A 21,823-nucleotide genomic window follows, 5' to 3' on the forward strand; every position below is an offset into this window, starting at 1 on the left:
GTCAGTCTCCGCCCGTCCCGTCCGCGGGCTCGATGGCCCGGGGATCGCCCCGGGCCGTCTTGATCTCCCAGTAGCCCATCTTCTCGAAGTACACGAACTGCCCGCGCACGGACACTTTCTGCCCGGCCGCGAGCCGGTGGCCGTCGAACCCGAACACCAGGACCGTGTTGGTCTGGCCGGGCTCGCGGATCCGGACGATCGGGTGGGCCGCGGCGGCATCGGCCACCTCGGCCGCCGCCACGAAGATCCAGCGGTTGCTGAAGCGGCCGGGCTCGGCGAGCAACTCGGCGACCGTGGCGGGCAGGTCCTCCCGGGCCTCCCGCGTGCCGTCGGCCGGGCGCGACTTGATCTTGATCATCTGGGCGCTGTTGACGCTGACGAAGCGGTACGAGGAGCCCGCGAACAACGAGCCCGCGATCTCGATCACGTCCCCGCGCCGCGGCGGATCCTGCAGCGCCGCGAAATCGAGGGCCGCCTCGCCCTCCAGCCGTGCGGAAAGGCGTTGGCGGCCGGGCGTGTCCGCGGTCGCCAGGTCCTCCAGTTCAATCCGCACCAGGGGGGCGTTGTAGCGGTCCTGCGTGATGGAGACGTTGACGACCCGCCCGGCCAGGCGGACCCGTTCGAAGTTCATCTCGGCGGTCAGGTCGCGGAAGTCCGCCAGGCGGGGCCGGTAGGTCAGCGCCGCGGTGAAATGGATCGCCGCGATCGCGAGCAGGAGCAGCGCGCCCCGGCCGATCCAGGCCGTCGAGATCCGCGTCCGGAGCGAGGCCGCGCAGCAGCGGCAGACCGTGGCCTCCGCGGGGAGGGGCCGGCCGCAACTGGGGCAGGCGACCTGTTCAGGGTTCGGCATTATCGGCCTTCCATTGCGCTTCGTCCGCCGGCTGCAGGTCCTCCGGCCCGGCCAGCACCAGCTGCCAGGAGGATTGCTTCTGGCTCCGGTATCGCTGCAGGGCGCCGAAGCACGTGACGTATTGGCCCTTGCGCATGAGCTCCTGTGAGCGGTCCGCCGGCCCCGCGCCCCGGGCTTTCATGACATCCTGGGAAATATTCACCGCGAGCCGGTGGCCCCCGTCATCCTCGATCAGCCAGACCAGGTCGTACGAACTGGGGATGCGCGACTGGACGCGGCCGGTGACCTTCAGGCGCGCGCCCTCCTCGAGCCCCTCGCGGAACGCGCGCACGACCTTCCCGAGGGGGGTGGCCTTGTCGGGTCTCTCGCGGACGATCTCGAGGTCTTCCACGGCGCTCAAGATCATGATCTGGCGCCGGGCCTTGTACTGGTAGTTGCCGATCAGCGAGACGCGGTCGCCGAAGACGGGAATCTTGTCCGCCTTGAGCAGGTCCTCCGTCGTGTCGTCGTAGCAGCGGATCCGCATCAACCCGGAACCGTCGTCGACCTCGAACTCCAGGCTGCTGTTGCGCCCCTGGTCGTCGGCGGGGTGGTGGCGCAGGTCGCCGCTGAGGCGCCCCTCGAGGCGGCCCTGCGCGAAGTTCGTCTTGGGGCCCAGGCTGGCGATCCTGACGGTCGGCGAGCCGTACACGCGGCCGAGGTGCGAGAGCAGCACGAGGCCCGCGAGGGTCAGGAACGGCGTGCTGTACTTCAGGAAGCGCACGATCCGCCGCTTGGGGTTGAACTGGCGGCAGAAGGGACACCTCTCCCACGAGCCGATGAATCGCCCGCAGGCCCGGCACGTGGTTTCCGCCGGGTTCTGGCTCATCACCAGCCGGCTGATCTCGGGGTCCAGTTTGATGCCCGCAGCCTACATGCCCCGCGGGGTGCCGACAAGGTTAATCCGGCCATCCGCCCCGGGAGGCGAAAAGCGAAAACGTCATGGCCGTCGGATCCGTATTGTGCTACAGGTGGCCACGCGCAGGACCGATGCGCAGGTACTCATGAGCTGGAGGAAACGACAACGCGGCAGGCTGGAGGTCGGGCTCGTCCGGCTGGCGATGGCCCTCGTCAACCGGCTGCCGCGGTGCGTCATCCTGGGCCTGGCGCGCTTCCTCGGCGCGGCCGGCTTCGTGCTCGCCCGGCCCCTGCGTCGCGTCGGCCTCGCGAACTTGGAGCTCGCCTACGGCGACGCGCTGACCGCCCGCGAAAAACGCCGGCTCCTCAAGCGGTCTTTCCAGGCGTTCGCGCTCGTCACGCTCGACGTCTTCTGGTTCTCGCGCCGCACCGAGGAGCGCATCCGCCGCTGGGTGTCTTTCGAACGGCCGCTTTCGGAGGTGCTGGGCCGCGGCGCGAACGTCTGCCTGACCGGCCACCTCGGCAACTGGGAAATCCTGGGCCTCGCCTGCGCCATCGAAGGGTACCCGCTCGCGAGCGTCGCCATGCCGCTGAAGAATCCCGAGGTGGACCTCCTTTTCAACCGGCTTCGCCAGTCCACCGGACAGACCATCATCCCCCGCGCGGGCGCGGTCCGCGCGCTGCTGCGCCTCCTGCGGGAGGGACGGAACGCGGCCCTGCTGCTCGACCAGAACACCCGGCCGGAGCACGGCGGGCTGTTCGTGGATTTCTTCGGGAGGCCGGCCACCGTGTCGGGCGCCGCCGTCTTCCTGGCCGCGCGCGCGGGCTGCGGGATCGTCTCGGGCTTCTGCCTGCCGGACGGGCGCGGCGGGTACCGCGTGCGCCTGCCCGACGGGCTGGGCGTCCCCCCGCCGCGGCCGGATGACCGGCAGGTCCTCGAATGGACCGCGCGCATCGCGCGCCTCTACGAGGACGAGGTTCGCCGCCGCCCGGAGTGCTGGCTCTGGACCTATAAGCGATGGCGGTTCGTCCGGCCGGGGGATGAGCCGGGCGCTTATCCGTACTACGCCTCGGGGCGGAAATAGCGGCGGCTGGTCGCTCTCCGGCGCCGAAACAGCGGCGAGTCTAGCGGTCCTGCAGCCGGCGCCATGGGCGGAGGGCAAACTGCCATAGCCCCGTCGATTCCGGCAGCCGCAGCGCCAGCGTCAGGATGAAATAGACGGCGACGGCCGCGGCCATCGCGGCGCCGAGCGCCATGATTTCACCGGGCAGCCCGGCGGGCAGGAGCGCGCGCAGCCGGTCGTGCACCGCGGCGGCGCTGAAGCCGCAGGCCGCGGCCGCGGCCGCGACGCCGGCCATGAACCCGATCCAGCCCGGGCTTCCCGGGTGAACCAGCCGGCGGAGATAGATGAACAACTGCGCCCCGTTGATGAACGCGAGCGCGGCCGTCGTGGTCGCCAGCCCCACGTGGCCCCAGCCCAGCACCTTGACCATCAGGAGGTTCAGCCCCAGGTTCACGCCGATGCCCAGCAGGCCCACGCGCAGCGGGATCCTCGGGCGGTCCAGCGCGTAGAAGCACGGCGCCAGCACCTTGATCGCCGCGTAGCCCGTCAGCCCGAACGCGTACGCCCGCAGCGCCAGGGCCGTGGCGGCCGTGTCCGCGGCGGAAAACCGGCCGTGCTGGTAGATGACCCGGATGATCGGCTCGGCCAGCGCGAACAGCCCCACCGCCGCCGGCAGCGTCAGGAACACCGCCAGGCGCAGCGACGAAGTCACGGTCGACCCGAACGCCGCCAGGTCGGACCGCGCGTGGTGCCGCGCCACGGCGGGCAGCGTCACCGTGGCGATGGCAACGCCGAAGACGCCGAGGGGGAACTGCATCAGCCGGAACGCGCAGTTCAGCCATGAGCGCGCCCCGTCGATTTCCGAGGCCAACATGCCGTTGACCAGCACGTTCACCTGCACCGCCGCGCCGGCGATCACGCTCGGCCACATCAGCCGCCAGACCGTGCGGAGCTTCTCGTTGCGGAAATCCAGCCGCCAGCGGAACCGGTAGCCCAGCCGCCAGAGGGCCGGCGCCTGGATCGCCATCTGCGCCACGCCGCCCAGCAGCACGCCCAGGCTCACGCCCCACAGGGCCCGCTCCCCGAAGTGCGGGTGCCGCCAGTCCGGCTGGGGGTCGAAGAGATAGGCCAGGCCGACACCGAGGACGATCGACACGATGTTGAAGACCGTCGAGGCCGACGCGGGCAGGCCGAAGATGTGCCTCGCGTTCAGCGCGCCCATGATCACCGCGGCGATCGACACGAAGAGGATGAACGGGAACAGCACCCGCGTCAACTGCACCGTCAACTCGAACTTGCCCGGGACCTGGTGGAACCCGAAGTTGGTCACGTGCACCAGCAGGGGGCTGGCCGCGATGCCGAGGATGCACACGCCGCCGAGGATCAGGATCACCGACGACAGCAGCAGGCTCAACAGGCCCCAGGCGGATTCGTCGCCCTCCTTCGCGTGGGTCTTGGTGAACGTCGTCGTGAAGGCGACCGACAGCGCGCCCTCGGCGAACAGGTCGCGCATCAGGTTGGGGATCTGGAAGGCCGCGAGGAAGGCGTCGAGGAATTTTCCCGCGCCGAACATCGCGGCAAAAACCAGCTCGCGGACCAGGCCGAAGACCCGCGAGCCGACCACCGCCAGGCCCACGATGCCCGCCGATTTCCGGGTGCCGGTCATGCCGGACCATAGCACGGCCGGAAAACCGCTTTCAATGCCGGCCTGGTCCGAAAACGAAACGCCCGCCGGCCCGGCGTGGCTCAAAGAGGGCGGGAAGATACGGGGGGCCCGGTCGACAGGAGCAGTTGTGCAACCGAGGGGAACAGCGATGAAAACATGTATGGTGGCCGCCCTGGTGAGCCTGGGATGCCTCGCCGCCGCGGCCGAGGATCTTGCCGTGAGAGACGCCGACGAGCTTGCGGCGGCCCTGGCCCGCGCCGAATCCGGCGACCGGGTCCTGGTGAGCCGAGGCCAATACGCGGGCAATTTCACGGTATCGCCGGGCGTTTCGCTGCTCGGGGAGCCCGAGTTCATGCCGGGTGGCGGGATCATGCCCGAGTTGTCCCCCTGGGGCGACACGCCCATTGTCGTGGCGCTGACCGATGCCGGCGAGAAGCACCCGACACAGGTGCGCGGGCTGTTCTTCACCGGCGCCAAGAGGTCCGCCGTCGAGGTGCGGGGCGACGGCGTCGGCTATGTCTGCCACAACATGTTCGAGCAGAACCGCGGCCCGCGGGGCGGCGCGATTTACTCCGAGGCCGACGGGACGATCTACATCCAGACGAACTATTTCAGTTCCAATACGGCGGAGACGGACGGCGGGGCCGTGTACATCGGCGGCACGGCCGGCGTTTCGCTGCGCATGAACGAGTTCCTGCGCAACGGGGCGGGCGCGAGCGGCGGCGGCTTCGCGGTGCGCGGGACCAACCTGGTGGCCTCGGACCGGGATTTCTTCATGGACAACACGGCCGCGCAGGATGGCGGGGGCGTGTCCGTGGTGCTGAATCCGAAACAGGTCATTCTGAATCGGGCCAGCTTGTTTGACGGCCGGGCCGGTCGCGACGGCGGGGCCGTGTCGGCGGACCGGGCCACCGTGATCATCCTCTATGGCTCGTCGAGCGGACACAGGGCCGGCCGGCATGGAGGCTTTCTCTCGGTGATCGGCGGCGCCGCCGGGGTCGGCTCGCACAGTGGCCATTCGGCCACGGCCGCGGAGTGCGGCGGCGGCGTCTACTCGGAGGCTTCCACGCTCTCGTGCCAGGGCAGCGAGTGGATGTCCTGCGCGGCGCGGTTTGGCGGCGGCATGGCGATACGGACGATGCCGGCGGCAGGCACTCCGCCGCTTGTCCAGCGCAACACCTTCAAGCAGAACCGGGCGGTCAAGGACGGCGGGGCGTTGTACCTGGCGGACCTGAAGGAGGCCCGGGTCGAGAACAACGTGCTCTTCATGAACACCGCGGGAATCGGGGACGGAATGGTGCTCGAGCCCGATGCGACGGCGCTCGTGGATCACAACACCATCGCCCACATCGAGTATCGTTCAGGCCAGCCCCTGCCGGTGGCCGAGGCCATACGCGTCCGCGGGGCGGGCAACACCACGCGCGTGGTGAACAACATCATCGCCGGGCACGCCCGCGGCGTCATCGGAGACGCCGGCGGCCGGGTCCAGGTCCTGGGCAACGATTTCTGGCTCACGCTGCTACCCTGGCGCGACGTGCCGAACCCGGCGGGCCTGCTCAACCGGCAGGGCATCAATCCCGTCTTCGTGCAGTTCGATCCGCGGCGGATGATCGGAGACCTGCACCTGCAGCCGAACTCGCCGTGCCGCAACGCGGGCGTCCTGCCGGTCCTCACGACCGTGGACCGCGACGGGCGGCGGCGCGACGCCCAGCCCGACCGCGGCGCCTACGAACTGCCGGCCCTCTGAACGGGGTGGCGGCCTGACTTCAGTTCGGCGCGGCCCCTGCCGCCTTGGGCGGCAGGGGAAGACGTTCATCAACTAACGCGCTACAGCCCCCGAACGTATTCACCCGCGGCGCAAGGCCGCGGGGTCTCCTTGAGCAAGTCAGCCTAAGTCCAAAGTTTCCAAACATTGGAAAAAAACGGCCTGAATTTTCCAATGATTGGAAAACCCGGCCGCGCCGTTTCCAGGCAGGGGAAGACCGGGCCGCGGAGCGGGTCTCGGCGTCTTAGATTTCGGGCTCGCAGGAGCTCGCCCCTCCATGATTCCTGCCACTGGAGGGCGGAGTTCCCGCCTTCGCGCAAGGGCTACGGCGGGCAAGCTTGCGACGCCGTTCGTACCGCCTCTCACCCGTACCTGGTATCACCCGCGGCGCAAGGCCGCGGGGTCTCCTTGAGCAAGTCAGCCCAAGTCCAAAGTTTCCAAACATTGGAAAAAAACGGCCTGAATTTTCCAATGATTGGAAAACCCGGCCGCGCCGTTTCCAGGCAGGGGAAGACCGGGCCGCGGAGCGGGTCTCGACGTCTTCTCCGACCGGAGGTCGCGGGAGGGCGGAACCGTTCCTCCAGCAGCGGCCGACGCGCCGCGTCTTTGCCGACACGCGGCTATGGAATGTATCCTGAATGATGGCTACGTCATGTTCGCGATTCCTTTCATGGCACGGACCGCTCCGTGTCCGGTCCCGGATGTGGCGGCGCGGACGATGAAAAGGCGAAGCGGTGTCCAAGAATAGAAAGGAAGACAGGCGTTCTCATTCCACGAAAAAAGAGGAGAATCTGAAACGGCTTCCGGGCCAAGCGATTGTGACCCCGGCGAAGGTGGCCGGCCGGAAAATGTGACGGAAGAGCTTGACCCGGTATGTATGGAAAATAAAGTAATAGACCGCCTTAATGGGGAACAGGGAGTTTTCAGGAGGAACTCCGGGGTGGGCGGCACGGGAGGTTTTTTCAGGAGGCAAGGGGGCGGAGCGTGTTTGTATTGGGGAGGGCGGGATTGAAGGCGTCGGGGGTGGCGTTGGCGATGCTCGCCGGCTGGGCGGGCATTGTTCACGCGGGTCGCGTGTTCTTCCAGGACTTCACTAATTCCACGGACTGGGCCGCGTATCGCGGCGCGGGATCGAACTGCTTCAACGCCTTCATCGTCAGCAGCGGCGGGAATCCGAGCAACCAGTACCGGATCGTGGACGAGGCGCTGGAGGCCGCGCGCACCAACTACGTCTCCTGGTCGCTATGCCGGCTGACGGACCTGAACGTCAACGGCTACGCGCAGTACGAGATCGAGATGAATATCGTGACGGTCGAACAGGCCGGCGCGGGCGTGATGCACTTTTACTTCGGCGACGGGCTGCACAGCAACGCGAACTCCGAGGTGACCAGCGTGCTGGCCATGAAGTTTTCGATCGAGACGCTGGACGGGAACCGGTTCCGCGCGTACTACGGGAACTGCAGTTCCCGGACGAATTCCGGGACCGTCAAGATGACGGTCATCGTCAATTCCTCGGACGAGCCCCGGGAGTACACCGATCCGCGGGGGCTGATCCAAACCGTCGGCGGCGGGAACGTCGATGCCTGGTGCGGCGACGAGCTGTGGGTGGACGAAATGGGCAAGATCAAGGCCGGCGTCCGGCCGCGGGAATTCAAGATCCATTCGCAGAGCGGTTTTGCGGTGACCCGTTTCCCGTCGTTCACGGTCTATAACCGGCCGCCCGGGGAAGAGGAGATCTACGTCTGGGCGGACAGCGCGGAGGACGGTCCCGGCGAGGAGTGGTCCAACGCCTTCCACACGATCCAGGCCGCGGTGGACGCCGCGCCGACAGGGGCGGTCATTGTCGTGACGAACGGCGTGTACAGCGAGGGCGGCAGGCCGGGCCCTGGCTCGGTCCTGACCAACCGGCTTTGTGCGACCAACGCGATCACCGTGCGCAGCGTCAACGGCGCGTCGAACACCGTCATCGTGGGCGCCGGCCCCTGCGGCCCGGGCGCGGTCCGGGGCGTGTACCTGGGAGGGCGGGCGGCGCTGATCGGCTTTACCGTCCGTGGCGGACACACGCTGACGAACGGGGATCCGGCGCTGGACCAGTCGGGCGGCGGCGTGCTGTGCGAAGCCGGGGCCGTCGTGGAGGATTGCATTCTCTTGGAGAACGCGGCCTGGCAGGACGGCGGGGGAGTCCGGGGCGGCGCGCTGGTAGGGTGCGAACTGACGGGGAATACGGCCGGCGGGACGGGCGGGGGAAGCTATGGCGTGAGCTTGAAGAACTCCGTTCTGCAGTTCAACGAGGCGAAGAACTGGTCCGGGGGCGGCGGCGCGGCGGAAAGCCAACTGACGAATTGTATCGTGCGCGAGAACATTGCCTCCTCGGGCAAGGCGGGCGGGGCCTGGCGCTGCACGCTGGCCGGCTGCGTGGTCAGCGGCAATACCGCCGCCGTCCACGGCGGGGGTGCGAGCGAAAGCGCGCTGCGGAATTGCCTGGTGATCCGGAACCAGGCGGATGAGCGGGGCGGCGGCGCGGCGGCCGGCGACCTGTATTCGTGCATGATCACCGGGAACCTGGCGCTGGTCGGCGGCGGGGCTTGGAACTGCAGCCTGACCAACAGCACGGTCTCCGGCAACGAGGCGGACTATGGCGGCGGTGTGGCCGAATGTTTCGGACTGGGCGCCTGCGTGTTGGCGGGCAATCGCGCGACCTGCGGCGGCGGGGCCTGGAACAGTATACTGACCGACTGCGAATTGGTCGCGAATGCGGTGAGCAACGGCGCCGGCGGCGGGGCGCACGAGAGCGTGCTGAACGCCTGCCGGCTGGACGGCAATCGTTCGGATGGCGCCGGCGGGGGCGCGTACAATTCCTCGCTGGCGGCCTGCGTGCTGAACAGCAACATGGCCGCGTGCGGGGGCGGGGCCGCCACGGGCACGCTTTCCGGGTGCACGATCGTCGGGAATGAGGCGGAGCAGGGAGGAGGGACCTGGTGGGCGAACCTGACCGCCTGCCTTGTGGCGAGCAACTCCGCGGCGGACGGCGGCGGGGTGTACGAGGGTTTGCTGAACGGCTGCCGGGTGGAGCACAACGAGGCGGAAAACGGGGGCGGGGCCTGTCATGGCGTCCTGTTCAACTGCCTGCTGGTGGGCAACCGGGCCACGGGCAGCGGCGGGGGCGGCTGTCACAGCGAGCTTCACAGTTGCACGGTGGTGGGCAACGAGTCGGCCATTGGGGCGGGGCTTTACAACGGCACCGCCGTCAACACGATCCTGTATGTCAATATCTGTCCCGGCGGGCAGGACCATACGAATAGCGTGTTGAGTTACTGCCGGGCCACGCCGCCGGCGGACGGACCCGGCAACATGACGAATGACCCCTGCTTCCTGGCGGCCGCCACCGGCGACTACCGGCTGGCGGCGACGTCCTGCTGCATCGGCAGCGGCGTCGAGGAGAGCTGGATGACCGAGCCGGGTTGCCGCGACATGGCCGGCCTGCCGCGCGTCGTCGGGGAGACGGCGGACCTGGGTGCCCATGAATATCCCTACACCGCTTCCGGCATTTATGCGCCGTGGCTGGAGCAATTCGGGTTGCCGCTGGACGGCTCCGTCGACGGCCAGGATCCGGATGGGGACGGTTATTCCACGTGGCAGGAATGGCGGGCCGGAACCGTGCCCACGAACGGGCTTTCATATTTCCGGTTCGCTTGGAGCGGCGGCGGGCCATCGGACGGCCGCGTGTTGCGCTGGCCCAGCCTGCCCGGCCGCACCTACGCAGTGGAGCGTACGCAGAACTTGATGATCCCCGGGATGGAGCTCATCGCCTCCGGCCTGCCGGGCCTCGAGGGGTTCACGACCTATACGGACACCACGGCGAACGCTGCGCAGCCGTCTTTTTACCGCGTGCAGGTCGAGGAGTAGTCCGGGCGGCGCCCCTTTCTCCTTGCATTCCCCACGGGCGTTGGGGATAAAAATGCCGTGGCCGCATTGACGCCATGAACTGTCCCGCGTGCAAAGCATCCATGGCCATCCTGGAGTACAACGGGGTGGAACTGGATTTCTGTTTTTCCTGCAAGGGCTGCTGGCTGGACGCCGGCGAACTGGGGCTGATCCTCAACGGCACGCCCGACCGGCCCGACGACCTGAAACTGGAGAGCGCTGCCCGCGGGAAGCGGCGCTGCCCGCGTTGCGGGTCGCGCATGCTTGTCGGCCTGGCGCCCGCGACCGGCGTCGAGGTGGATGCCTGCCCAGCCGGGCACGGCGTATGGCTGGACGCCGGCGAACTGGAGCAGGTGGCCCGGTCGCGGGAACCTTCGGAGCGGACCGCGGCCGTGGCCGCGTTCTGCGCGGATGTTTTCGGAAAAGCGAAATAGAAAAGGAGAACACCATGGGCCTCTGGATTGTCATCGGCGTGCTCGTACTGCTGGTCCTCGCGTACATCGGGATGTACAACAGCCTCGTCTCGCTGCGGAACCAGGTGAAGAACGCCTGGTCGCAGATCGACGTGCAGCTCAAGCGCCGCCACGACCTGATCCCCAACCTGATCGAGACGGTGAAGGGGTACGTCAAGCACGAGAAGGAAACGCTGGAGAATATCACCAAGGCCCGCACCAGCGCCATGCAGGCCAGCGGCGCGGCCGCGGCCGGCAAGGCGGAGGGCGAATTGAGCGGGGCCATCAGCAAGCTGATGCTCGTCGTCGAGAACTACCCCGAGCTCAAGGCCAACCAGAACTTCCTTGCCCTGCAGGAAGAGCTGTCCTCGACGGAGAACAAGGTGGGCTTCTCGCGGCAGTTCTATAACGACGCCGTCCTGCGCTTCAACACGAAGGTCGAGACCTTCCCGTCGAACATCGTCGCCAACATGTTCGGCTTCAAGCAGGCCGAGTTCTTCGAGATCCAGGTCGCCGCCGAGCGCGAGGCGCCCAAGGTGCAGTTCTAGGAACGGATCCGTAGGGGCGTCGCTTGCGACGCCCTCGGGCGCCGGCGAGCGGCGCCCCTGCAAAGCGTTCTGCCGCCATGTGGGAAACCATCCAGTCGAACAAGCGCAAGTCGGCGGTGCTGATCGTCCTGCTGGCGTCGGTCCTGATCTTCCTGGGCTACGCGATGGGCATGGCGATCGACCCGGCCGCCGGGGTCCTCGGCGCGCTGGGCGCGATGATCATCTGGGTGGTCCTGACGCTGGTCGCGTTTTCCGGGGGCGAGAAGGTCCTGCTCGCCTCGGCCGGCGCGCGGGAGGTGTCGCGGGAGCAGGCGCCGCAGCTCTACAACCTGGTCGAGGAGATGAAAATCGCCTCCGGCCTGCCCGCCATGCCGCGGATTTTCATCATGGACTCCGACGTGCCGAACGCCTTCGCCGTCGGGCTCAAGCCCGAGCGCGCGGCGGTGGCGGTGACGACGGGGCTCATGGCGCGGCTGAACCGGGACGAGCTGCAGGGCGTGATCGCGCACGAGATCGGCCACATCTCCAACCGCGACACCCTGTTCATGACCCTCGCCGGCGTCATGGTCGGCGCGATCGTCATCCTCGCGGACGTGTTCATGCGCAGCCTGTGGTTCCGCGGAGGGAGCCGCCGCTCCTCGTCGTCGAAGGGGGGCGGCCAGGCCCAGGCGATCCTGGCCATCGTGGCGATCATCGTCGCGATCCTCGCGCCGCTGCTGGCGCAGATCCTGTACTTCGCCTGTTCGCGCAAGCGCGAGTACCTGGCCGACGCGTCCGCCGCCCAGTTCACGCGCTATCCCGACGGCCTGGCCTCGGCGCTGGAGAAGATCTCGCAGTTCAAGCCCGGCGCGCTGAAGGTGAACAAGGCCGTTTCGCCGATGTTCATCATCAACCCGCTTGCCGCGGCGGGCGGCGGCGCGTCCCTGTTTAGCACGCACCCGCCGACGGCGGACCGCATCCGCGTCCTGCGCGGGATGGGCAAGAGCGCCTCGCTGGCGGCGTACGAGGAGGCCTTCCGCGCCGCGCACAAGGGCTCCGGCGTCATCGCGTCGCGCGACCTCGGCGCCTCGGTCGAGGCCGCGACCCGGGAGGCCGCGGCGGGGCCCGCGGCCGCCGACCCGGCCGCGCAGTGGCGGTCCGCTCGCGACGTGCTGCACCAGGTCAACCGCTTCCTGGTGCTGCCGTGCGCCTGCGGTCTGAAGATCAAGCTGCCGCCCGACTTCAAGGACGGTTCCGTCACCTGCCCGCGCTGCGGCACGAAGCACGAGGTGCCCGTCGCGGAGCTGGCCGCGGCCTCCATCGCCCTCGACGCGGCCGCCCGGAAATGACCGGCCCGCGCGCCATCCTCCTCCGCGGCGCGCGCCGCCTCGATCCCGTTCGCGGTCTGGATGAGACCGGCGATGTCTTTATCGTGGACGGACGCCTGGCCGAGGTTCCCGCCCAAACGCCGGACGGAACCGAAATCATCGAGGCCCGGGGCCTGGCCGTCGCGCCGGGGTTCATCGACCTGCACGTGCACCTGCGCGAGCCGGGCGGCGAGGACGCCGAGACGATCGAGACCGGCTGCCGCGCCGCCGCGCGCGGCGGGTTCACGGCCGTCGTCGCCATGCCGAACACCCGGCCGCCGCTCGATACGCCCGAACTCGTGGCCGCGCAGATCCGGCGCGCGGCGGAGGTCGGGCTGTGCCGGGTCCTCCCGTCGGCCTGCATTACGAGCGGCCGGGCGGGCGGCGCGCTCGCGCCGCTGGCCGAACTGGCCGCGGCGGGCGCCTGCGCGTTCACGGACGACGGCTCGACCGTGGCGGACGAAGACCTCATGCGCCGCGCGATGGAGCAGGCTGCCGCGCTGGCGCGCCCGATCCTGGACCATGCGCAGGATTCGGCCCGCGAGCAAGAGGGCGTCCTGCACGAGGGGGCCTGGTCCGCGCGCTGGGGGCTGCCGGGCATTCCGTCGGAAGCGGAAGTCGCGGTCGTCGAGCGGGACATCCGGCTCGCGTGGGAAACAGAGTGCCGCGTTCACATCCAGCACGTGTCCGCCGCCGGCAGCGTGGAGGCGCTGCGCCGCGCCCTCGCCGCGGGTTGGCCGGTCACCGGCGAAGCCACGCCGCACCACCTGGCCCTGGCCGACGCCGACGTGCGGCCGGACGACGCCTGTTGGAAGATGAATCCGCCGCTCCGGTCGGAATCGGACCGCGCCGCGCTGGTCCGGGCGGTGGAGGAGGGGACGCTGTCGGTCCTGGCGACCGACCACGCCCCGCATACGGCGGCCGCGAAGGCGCGCGGGTTTCTCGAGGCGCCGTTCGGCGTGATCGGGCTGGAGACGGCCGTCGGCGTGACGTACACCGAGTTGGTGATCCGGGGCCGGATGAGCGCGCTCGACTGGGTCCGCCGCTGGACGGTCGGCCCGGCGCGGGTGCTCGGCCTGGCGGAGCCGTCGCTCGCGCCCGGCGCGCCGGCGGACCTAGTCCTGCTGGATTTGGAATCGGAGTGGATCATCCGCGCGGAGGCGTTCGCCTCGAAGTCCCGGAACACGCCGTTCGAGGGCCGGCGGGTGCGGGGCCGCGCCGCGCGGACGTTCCTGGGCGGCCGGGTGGTTTCTCGGGCGTAACCGATCATCGAACGGCAGTCATTCTGCCATTGGCGCTTTCCTGCGCCCGAAGCACAGCGGGTTCGTAGCCCCCGCTGCACGTTCAACAGACGTCCACGGTACAGCAGGCGCTATGAGCCTGCTGTTCTGCCCGGAATGAGAATGGCCGATCGAACGGATGTCCGCGTTGACAGCCGGGGCATGGCGTGACATCATTCAAAAGCGTTGAAACCGGAGGGCACTTTTCATGGCCTCATTGATCGGCATGTCGGCAGAGGTAAAAGGGAAGGCGTTCCCGATCGACCGGGACGAGATCACGATCGGCCGCGCCAAGGACAACGTCGTGGCGATCGAGAGCCCGACCGTGTCCGGCCATCACTGCGCCATTCTCCGGGACGGGGTCCGGTACACGCTCAAAGACCTGGAATCCACGAACGGCACGCGCCTGAATTCGAAGGACGTGTCCGAGGCCAAGTTACGCCCGAAGGACATCGTGCAGATCGGCTCCGTCGAGTTCCTGTTCGACGCGGACCAGACGGAGGCCGTGGACACCCACAGCTATGCCGAGGCCCAGATCGAGGTGGCGCCCGGCCCGACGGCCGCGCCGGAGTCGTTCAGTTCCATCTCGCCGTTCGGCGCGCGCCGGACGGAGTCCTCCGGCATGGGCCTGGTGATCATCACGCTGGTCGGCATCCTGGCCCTCGTCATCGTCGGGCTCTTCGTGGTCAAGCTCATCTTCTCCGACTGACGGGCATGCGGCCTTTGCGACGGATGGCGCGTTCCGGTTTCACCCTCGTGGAGCTCCTGATCGCGATGGCGATCGCGGGCCTTCTCGTGGGCGTGGTCTACGCCCTGTACCACACCGTGATGACGGCCGTGTCCGGGCGGCGCGTCCGCGACGAGGAACTCGTCCGGGCCGGCCGCGCGATCGATGCCGTCAGCGCCGATCTCGCCGCCCTGTTCCCGGCGCCCGGCGAGGAGGGGCGGGTGCGGCTGGGCCTCGAGGAGCCGGGCGCCACGAACCGTTCGGATCTCGCGTTCTGCACCCTGCGCCTGTCCCCGGGCGAGGCCGATTCCCGCTGGCTGGAGGTCCGGCGGGTCCGTTACCGGCTGGACCCGGTCGGCGGGGAAGCGGGGCGGCTGCTCTGCGAGCATCGCCCCGTGTCCGGCCCGGGCGCGGAGGCGATGGCGACGAACGAGCTGTTCGTGGGCGCGGCGGCGTTCCGGGTCCGATTTTACGACGGGGCCGAGTGGCAGTCCGAGTGGGAGGGAACGGCCGAGCAGATGGCGCCCCGCGCGGCGCGCATCGAGCTGGATCTCCCGGGCGAAAACCGGAGCTTCCGGACCGAGGTGCTGGTGCACGCGGGCAGCGTGTTCACCAGCCGGCTGGCGCGGGCCCGGGCCGGGCCGTGAGCCGGGCCGGCGGCCGGTTCAGGTTTCGCCGGCCTCGTGAGCGAGGTCCAGGAACTCCTCGCGGGACACGTTCTCCAGGCGCTTGCCGCGCCGGCGCAGCTTCTCGTTGATCTTCATGCAGGTGCCGCGGAGGGTCTCGTGGGTTTCCTCGGAGCCCATGAGCACCGTGAAATTCGGGCCGCGCGTGATCCGCACGTGCCCGTCCTTCCGGTCGAGCCCGACGCCCAGCATGTGCGCTTTGGCTTGTGTTTCCGCCATGGGGCCTGCATCCTCGGTCCGGCGTTCATGGATATCCTACCCGGCCAGCCCCCGCGCGGCAAGGCCCGCCTCCGCGGGATCCTCGACCGGGCGTACCGCCGCTATCACCGCCCGGAATATATCGAGCCGGATCCCCTGCAACTCGTGCGCCGGTACGAGGACCCGCGCGACCAGGAGATCGCGGGCCTGGTCGCCGCGCTGCTGGCCTACGGCGGAGTGGGGGTGATCGTGCGGAATGCCGGGGCGGTGCTGGACGCGCTGGGGCCGTCGCCCGCCGCGGCCGTGGCGCGGGGCGATCCCCGGGACTGGCCGCGGCGCTTCCGGCGTTTCAAGCACCGGTGGACGACCGGCGCGCAGGTGGCCGGCCTGCTGCGCGGCATGCGGGGCCTGCTCCGGAAGCACGGCTCCCTCCATGCCGCTTTCCTTGCCGCCTACCGTGAAGGGGACGAAACGCATCTGCCGGCGCTGCGGACCTGGAGCCGCGCGCTCGCGGCGGCGGGCGGCGCGGCCTGCCGGAGGCTGGTGCCGGACCCCGCGCGGGGCAGCGCGTGCAAGCGGCTGTTCCTCTACCTGCGGTGGATGGTCCGGCGCGACGAGATCGATCCCGGCGCCTGGGCGGGTCTCCCGGCCTCCAAGCTGGTGGTGCCGCTGGACGTGCACCTGCACCGCGCCGCGCGGCGGCTCGCGCTGACGCGGCGCCGCGCGGCGGACCTGCGGACGGCGCTGGAGGTCACGGCGGCCTTCCGGCGGCTCTGCCCGGAAGATCCCGTCCGCTGGGACTTCGCCCTGACCCGGGCGGGGATGGCCGCCGAAAGGGTTCGACCCCGGCGTTTTGCGCCACAGAAGGCTTGACGCTTCCGCACGGTTCACCTATCACATACAAAAGAGGTAGACCACGCGCGCCGTACGGTCGTAGTAGAAGGTGTAACGAGCCGGTGAGGCCTTTATGACGAAACTATGCGCCCGTCGTTTCCGTGCCGTTTTGCTCCCCGCCACCCTTCTCCTGATGCTCCAGACCCCGGTCGCTTCCGCGCAGGAAATGAACGTGGACCAGGATTTCGAGTTCGCGCGCGCGCTGATTCCCCTCGGCTTCGCCGATTACTCCGACAAGGTGGTGCAGAACATCCTCCGGCTTCATCCCGACATGAAGGACCGCGCGACCGTGGTCCAGGCGGAGATCCTGGTGTCGAGGCGCAAGTTCGCCGACGCCGAGGCCCTGGTCCAGGCGATGGACGCGGCCAGCCCGAAGGCGCAGGCGATCAGCCTGGCGATCGGCAAGGGCTACTACGCGATCGGCGAGCAGGACAAGGCGCGCGGGATCTACGAGGCCTTCTTCAAGCAGTACGAGGGCCGCCTGCCCACCGATGCCGACCTGCTGGCCTTCTACCGCGACGCCGCGTTCCAGTTCGGGCAGATGCTGGAGATGGCGGGCGACCTGGCGGGCGCGGTGGCGGCCTATGACAAGTACCTGCAGACCAAGCCCGATCCCAACGTGGTCCGCGCCCTGATGGCCAAGCAGGCCGAGGCCCACGTCAAGCTGGCGGAGGGCCTGACCGGGGCCGAGCAGGAGAAGCACCTGGTCGCCGCGGAGAAATTGAGCACCGAGCTGCAGTGGAAAGGACTGGACATCTGGTTCGGCCAGTCGCTGATCACCGTGGCCCACGCGCACCTGATCCGGGGCAAGCCGGCGGACGCGCAGAAGTTTCTCAACCAGAACATGGACATCCTCAAGGAGATCGACACCTTTATCCGCGACAACGACATGTCCATGAACTTGAGCCCGATGGCCGGCGCGCGGTTCCTGCTGGGAGAGCTCTACCAGAAGGACGCGGAGGCCCTGGCGGCGGGGGGGAAGAAGGACGAGGCGGTGCCGGCCTACGGCAAGGCGATCACCGAGTTCATCAACGTCTTCGCCCAGTACAGCACCAGCGACTGGGGCCCGAAGGCCGGGCTGCGCGCGCAGGAGATCAAGAAGATCCTCGAGGAGCAGTTCGGGCGGCAGGTCAAGTGGCAGATGGACGAGAAGGCCGTCGCGCAGGTCAGCGAGGCGTCGTTCCGGCTGGCCGACAACCTCTACCAGCAGCGGAAATATCCCGAGGCGATCAACGAGTACACGAAGATCCTCCGGCAGTATCCCGAGGGCGAACCGAGCCAGAAGGCGCTGGCGAACCTGCTGGACTGCTACATCCAGAGCAACGACGCGCTGATGATCAAGGCCACCGCGGAGTACATCGGCGAGCGGTTCAGCGGGAAGGCGATCCCGGCCATGGCGCTCCTGGCGGCGGGCAAGACCTACTTCGACCGCAAGGACGAGGCGATGTACACGTACATGTACGAGACGTACCTGGCGCATTTTCCGAAGCACGACCGGGCGGCGGCGATCCTGCTGACCCTCGCCAGCCTGCGGAAGACGGCCGGCGACGAGGCGGGCGCGGCGAAGTACTACGAGCGGATCGTCGAGAACTATCCGAAGGACCAGGCCTACCCGAAGGCCTTGAGCGCGATGGCGTGGGGTTATTTCCTGGCGACGAATTACGAGGGCGCGGTGAAGGGCTTCCGGCTCTACCTCCCCGCCGCCCAGCCCAGCCCCGAGAAGGTCCAGGCCCAGTTCGCGCTGGCCGAGTCCCATCGCCTGCTGGGCCAGTGGACCGAGGCGCTGGCCGAGAACGAAACGCTGATCGGCTGGCTCGTGCCCAAGAACAACCCGTACGCCACCTCGGCGGCCGACGCGAAGAAGAACGCCGACATCCTGGAGAAGGCGGTGTTCCAGCGCGCCTTCTCCTACTCCCGCATGGGCGGCACGCCGGAGGAGATCAAGGAGAACCGGGCCAAGGGCATCCGCGCCTACGACCAGTTCATCGCCTCCTTCCCGAATTCCACGCTCGCCTCCAAGGCCCTGGACGCGAAGGGCCGGATGCAGCTCGAGATCGGCCAGTTCGACGCGGCGGCCAAGACCTTCGACGACCTCGCCGCCAAGCACCCGACGACGGACGAGGGGCGCAACGCGCTCTTCTCGCTGATCCGCAGCGCGGTCGAAGTCAAGCAGTACGAGCAGGCCGTGGCGGCCTTCGAGAAGATGTACGGGCAGCGGGACAAGTTCTCGCCGGACGAGTTCGCGCGCGTGGGCCAGCAGATGCTGGAAGGCGGGCAGTACGCGCAGGCGGTGGAGGCCTTCCAGTACGTCACGGTGAAGGTCCCCGAGGCGGCCCTGGATCCGAAGGAGGAGCGGGCGCTGCTGGAGCGCGCGCTGTTCGGGCTGGGCCGGGCGGCCTTCGAGCAGGGGCGGTTCGAGGACGCGGCGAAGGCCATGGACGACCTGATGACCCGCTACCCGAAGTCGGGCACCTTCTACGAGGCGAAGTTCATCCAGGCCCGCGCGAACAAGGAATTGAACAAGACGGCCGAGGCCATCGCGGCGCTGAACGACGTGATGAAGTTCGCCGAGGACACCGTGCTGCGGAACCGCACCACCTACGAGCTGGCCCTGCTCCAGAAGCAGCAGGGGGACAGGACCGCCGCCCTCGCGTCCTACCTGCGCGTGGCCCTCCTCGCGGACCCGAAGAACCCGGCGCTGACGGAGCTGGTCGAGAAGAGCCTGATGGAAAGCATCGAGCTCGGCATGGAGATGGAGCGCTACCCCGACGTGCTGGACAGCTGCGAGCAGTACATGCAGGCGTTCCCGCAGGGCCCGCGGATCGAGGACGCGCGCCGGCTGCGCAACGAGGCCCGCATGAAGGCGGCGGCCGCGGCGGCCCGGCCGGCGGCGACCAACGCGCCGTCGGGCCGGAAGTGATTTCATAACGACGGAAAGGAAGAAGCCCATGAACACCTATCGAACGAAGAGCGCGGCGTGGAAGCTGGCCGGCCTGCTGCTGACGGTGGCCGTCGCGGCCCAGGCGGCCTACGTCATCCTGTCGGACGGCCGGCGCATGGAGGGCACGGACATCCGCATGACCGCCGACGGCTCGGTCGTGCTCACGACGGTCCAGGGGCCCGTCACGCTCACGAAGGGTCAGTTCAAGCTGGCCATGGCCGACAAGGTCCCCGGCGAGTGGGAGAAGGTCGGGCAACTGGTCCAGGGCAAGAAGTACGACGAGGCCATCGCCCAGCTCAACGAGCTGGCGCGCCGGTACCGCGGCCTGGGCCTCGACGTGCAGGCGATCCAGTTGCTGGCCAAGGTGCAGATGCTCAAGGGCGACCCGGGCGCGGCGGTGACGGCGTTCGAGACGCTCTTCCGCACGAACCCGGGCGCCAAGGGCGCGCCGGACGTGGCGTGGTCTTTCCGCGAGGCCCTCCTGGGCGCCAAGCAGTTCGACCGCCTGAACACGGAGCTCAACGAGGTCATCGCGGGCGGCTCGCGGCCGGACGCGGCCAAGGCGCAGCTCATGCGCGGCGATATCAAGATGGCCCAGGGTCAGGGCGAGGGCGCGGTGATGGACTACCTGCGCACGGTGGTTTTCTTCGGCTCGGAGCAGGCCGTGCAGCCCGAGGCGCTGCTCAAGGTGGCGGAGGGCCTGGACAAGCTGCGCGACCCTCGCGCGAAGGACTGGTTCAAGAAGCTGGTCCAGGAATACCCGAGTTCGCCGGAGGCGCAGCAGGCGCGGTCGCGGATTTAAGCGGATGGGCAAACGGGCACGAGAATAAGGAGAGGAACATGTCGAGCAAATACCTGGTGTGGATGATGCTGGGGATCGCGTTGGTGGCGTGGGGCTCGAAGGCGTGGGCGCAGGAGCCGGCGGCGGCGCCGGCCGCGGAAGCGGCCCCGGCGGGGGCCGCGACGGACAACGCCCTGGCCTTGAGCGACGAGGCCAAGGCCGCCGAGGAGGCGGCGGCGGCGAAGCCGAAGTCCGGGTTCTGGGCCATGATCGTGTCCAGCGGCGGGCTGGGCATCACCCTGTGGCTCTGCCTGCTGGCCACGTCCATCGCGACCGCGGCGCTGACGATCGACTCGTTCATCAATATCCGCGAGAAGAAGATCGTGCCCCCCACGCTCGTGACCAGCGTCCGGGAGGCCATGGAACAGGGCGACGTGATGAAGGCCCTGAAGATCTGCGAGGATTCGCCGGGCTCCCTGGCCAACATCCTCTCCGCCGGCTTCGCCAACGTGAAGGAAGGCTTCGACGTCATCCAGGACGTCGTCGGCGTGGCCGCCGACCTCGAGGGCGAGAAGCTGCTCCAGCGCGTGGCCTACCTGAACGTCTGCGCCAACCTGGCGCCGATGCTCGGGCTGCTGGGCACCGTGCAAGGCATGATCTACGCGTTCGCCGCCCTGGCCACGATGACCGCGGGCGCGGCGCAGCAGGCCGCCCTGGCCATGAACATTTCGCAAGCCCTCTGGACCACCGCCGCGGGCCTCTGCATCGCCATCCCGGCGGTGAGCTTCTACACCTTCTTCCGCAACCGCGCGACGAAGATCATGCTGGGCATGGAAGGCCTGACCATGGACCTGATCAAGTCGCTGCGCAACGTCGAGGTCGTGGAAGAGTAAGCGCCGGGCCGCCCGGCCTCCAACCGGAGGACTGCCGGTATGCGAAAGAAAGCCGAAGAACCGGGGATGAACATGACGCCGATGATCGACGTCGTGTTCCAGCTCATCATCTTCTTCGTCACCACCGTGGACCTGGAGAGCAAGGCCATCGACGAGAACCTCAAGATGGCCATGGCGCCCCACGGCGTGGCGGTCGAGAAGAAGGATCCGCGCACGATCTTCGTGGACGTGGACTCCGACGGGCGGATCTCGATCGCCCGGGTCTACATGTCCCCGCCCATGCTGCGCCTGGTCCTGCGCAAGTCCGTCTCGCAGTACGGCCAGACCATCCCCGTGGTCATCCAGGGGGACCGGCGGACCAAGCACGAAGCGATCAAGCAGGTGATGGACTCGTGCGCGGCGGTCGGCCTGTGGAAGGTCAAGTTCGCCGCGAAGAAGGAAGCCGCGAAAACACCGCAATCCTGACGGGGAAGAGAGGCTGCCATGGCCAGAAAACGCAAAAAAGCGGACATGCCCGCCGCCGACCTGCCGATGACGCCGATGATCGACGTCGTGTTCCAGCTGCTGATCTACTTCCTGGTCACGATCAAGCCGCTGGACGTCATCGCGCACATGGACGTGTTCCGGCCCTCGCCGGACCCCACCGCGAAGAAGGACGAGCCCCCTCCGAAGATGATCAAGATCGTGGTCTTCCCCGACGGGTTCGTCATCAACGAGAAGCCGGTGGACCTGCCCGACCTGGACCGCCTGCTGACGCGCCTCGCGGGCATCGATACCAAGCAGACCATCATGATCATGGTCACGGCGGCATCGCCGCACGAGAAGCTGATCCAGGTGCTGGACCTGTGCTCGAAGTCGAAGCTGGTCAACCTGTCGGTGGTGAGCACGAACTAGGGTGCCGGGAGAAAGGT

The 21,823-nt window shown here is 68.5% G+C and carries 19 protein-coding genes; 15 read left to right on the forward strand and 4 right to left on the reverse strand.

What is annotated here, in order from left to right; all coding sequences use genetic code 11:
• Window position 1: 1 nt before the first annotated feature.
• Window positions 2-850 carry a zinc ribbon domain-containing protein gene (locus tag KA248_04715; GenBank protein MBP7829201.1) on the reverse strand — a complete coding sequence of 283 codons (849 nt, stop codon included), beginning with the start codon at window positions 848-850 and terminating at the stop codon, window positions 2-4.
• Window positions 837-1,718, reverse strand: coding sequence for a hypothetical protein (locus KA248_04720; GenBank protein MBP7829202.1), 882 nt, complete (start codon window positions 1,716-1,718; stop codon window positions 837-839). Before KA248_04720 ends, KA248_04715 begins: the two co-directional genes overlap by 14 nt.
• A 175-nt stretch (window positions 1,719-1,893) precedes the next feature.
• Here KA248_04720 and KA248_04725 point away from each other — a divergent pair, with 175 nt between their 5' ends.
• Window positions 1,894-2,832: a lysophospholipid acyltransferase family protein gene (locus KA248_04725; protein MBP7829203.1), complete on the forward strand. Its 939-nt coding sequence runs from the start codon at window positions 1,894-1,896 to the stop codon at window positions 2,830-2,832.
• A 40-nt stretch (window positions 2,833-2,872) separates the two neighbouring features.
• On the opposite strand, the gene murJ is transcribed toward KA248_04725, so the two are convergent.
• On the reverse strand, window positions 2,873-4,477 hold the full coding sequence (gene murJ / locus KA248_04730; protein MBP7829204.1) for a murein biosynthesis integral membrane protein MurJ: 1,605 nt from the start codon (window positions 4,475-4,477) through the stop codon (window positions 2,873-2,875).
• 148 nt (window positions 4,478-4,625) lie between these two features.
• Between murJ and KA248_04735 the strand changes: the two genes are divergently transcribed.
• The 8 genes from KA248_04735 to KA248_04770 all read left to right on the forward strand — a co-directional run bounded on the left by KA248_04735 (window position 4,626) and on the right by KA248_04770 (window position 15,166).
• Window positions 4,626-6,224 carry a hypothetical protein gene (locus KA248_04735; protein MBP7829205.1) on the forward strand — a complete coding sequence of 533 codons (1,599 nt, stop codon included), beginning with the start codon at window positions 4,626-4,628 and terminating at the stop codon, window positions 6,222-6,224.
• A gap of 1,026 nt (window positions 6,225-7,250) precedes the next feature.
• Complete coding sequence (locus KA248_04740) at window positions 7,251-10,148, forward strand: hypothetical protein (protein ID MBP7829206.1); 2,898 nt, start codon at window positions 7,251-7,253, stop codon at window positions 10,146-10,148.
• A 101-nt stretch (window positions 10,149-10,249) separates the two neighbouring features.
• The gene (locus KA248_04745; protein ID MBP7829207.1) at window positions 10,250-10,600 is read left to right on the forward strand and encodes a zf-TFIIB domain-containing protein; all 351 of its coding nucleotides are present in this window, start codon (window positions 10,250-10,252) and stop codon (window positions 10,598-10,600) included.
• A 14-nt stretch (window positions 10,601-10,614) separates the two neighbouring features.
• Window positions 10,615-11,166, forward strand: coding sequence for a LemA family protein (locus KA248_04750; protein MBP7829208.1), 552 nt, complete (start codon window positions 10,615-10,617; stop codon window positions 11,164-11,166).
• Between the two features lie 164 nt (window positions 11,167-11,330).
• Window positions 11,331-12,494, forward strand: coding sequence for a M48 family metalloprotease (locus KA248_04755; protein ID MBP7829209.1), 1,164 nt, complete (start codon window positions 11,331-11,333; stop codon window positions 12,492-12,494).
• Window positions 12,491-13,774, forward strand: a complete 1,284-nt coding sequence (locus KA248_04760) for a dihydroorotase (GenBank protein MBP7829210.1) — start codon at window positions 12,491-12,493, stop codon at window positions 13,772-13,774. The genes KA248_04755 and KA248_04760 overlap by 4 nt, the downstream gene beginning before the upstream one ends.
• Before the next feature lie 226 nt (window positions 13,775-14,000).
• Window positions 14,001-14,501 carry an FHA domain-containing protein gene (locus KA248_04765; protein MBP7829211.1) on the forward strand — a complete coding sequence of 167 codons (501 nt, stop codon included), beginning with the start codon at window positions 14,001-14,003 and terminating at the stop codon, window positions 14,499-14,501.
• Between the two features lie 23 nt (window positions 14,502-14,524).
• Window positions 14,525-15,166, forward strand: a complete 642-nt coding sequence (locus tag KA248_04770) for a prepilin-type N-terminal cleavage/methylation domain-containing protein (GenBank protein MBP7829212.1) — start codon at window positions 14,525-14,527, stop codon at window positions 15,164-15,166.
• An 18-nt stretch (window positions 15,167-15,184) separates the two neighbouring features.
• On the opposite strand, the gene KA248_04775 is transcribed toward KA248_04770, so the two are convergent.
• On the reverse strand, window positions 15,185-15,424 hold the full coding sequence (locus KA248_04775) for a hypothetical protein (protein MBP7829213.1): 240 nt from the start codon (window positions 15,422-15,424) through the stop codon (window positions 15,185-15,187).
• A 27-nt stretch (window positions 15,425-15,451) separates the two neighbouring features.
• Between KA248_04775 and KA248_04780 the strand changes: the two genes are divergently transcribed.
• From KA248_04780 to KA248_04805, 6 genes are all read left to right on the forward strand, one after another.
• Entirely contained in the window at window positions 15,452-16,276 is an 825-nt protein-coding gene (locus KA248_04780) for a TIGR02757 family protein (GenBank protein MBP7829214.1), read from the forward strand.
• 94 nt (window positions 16,277-16,370) lie between these two features.
• Window positions 16,371-19,217, forward strand: a complete 2,847-nt coding sequence (locus KA248_04785) for a tetratricopeptide repeat protein (protein MBP7829215.1) — start codon at window positions 16,371-16,373, stop codon at window positions 19,215-19,217.
• 28 nt (window positions 19,218-19,245) lie between these two features.
• Window positions 19,246-20,040 (forward strand): tetratricopeptide repeat protein, encoded by a 795-nt coding sequence (locus KA248_04790; GenBank protein ID MBP7829216.1) that lies wholly within the window; start codon window positions 19,246-19,248, stop codon window positions 20,038-20,040.
• 38 nt (window positions 20,041-20,078) lie between these two features.
• Window positions 20,079-20,912, forward strand: coding sequence for a MotA/TolQ/ExbB proton channel family protein (locus KA248_04795; protein ID MBP7829217.1), 834 nt, complete (start codon window positions 20,079-20,081; stop codon window positions 20,910-20,912).
• 39 nt (window positions 20,913-20,951) lie between these two features.
• Window positions 20,952-21,377 (forward strand): biopolymer transporter ExbD, encoded by a 426-nt coding sequence (locus KA248_04800; GenBank protein MBP7829218.1) that lies wholly within the window; start codon window positions 20,952-20,954, stop codon window positions 21,375-21,377.
• Between the two features lie 18 nt (window positions 21,378-21,395).
• Window positions 21,396-21,806, forward strand: coding sequence for a biopolymer transporter ExbD (locus KA248_04805; GenBank protein MBP7829219.1), 411 nt, complete (start codon window positions 21,396-21,398; stop codon window positions 21,804-21,806).
• Window positions 21,807-21,823 lie beyond the last annotated feature (17 nt).

This window comes from Kiritimatiellia bacterium (genome assembly GCA_018001225.1).
GTDB lineage: Bacteria > Verrucomicrobiota > Kiritimatiellia > CAIQIC01 > JAGNIJ01 > JAGNIJ01.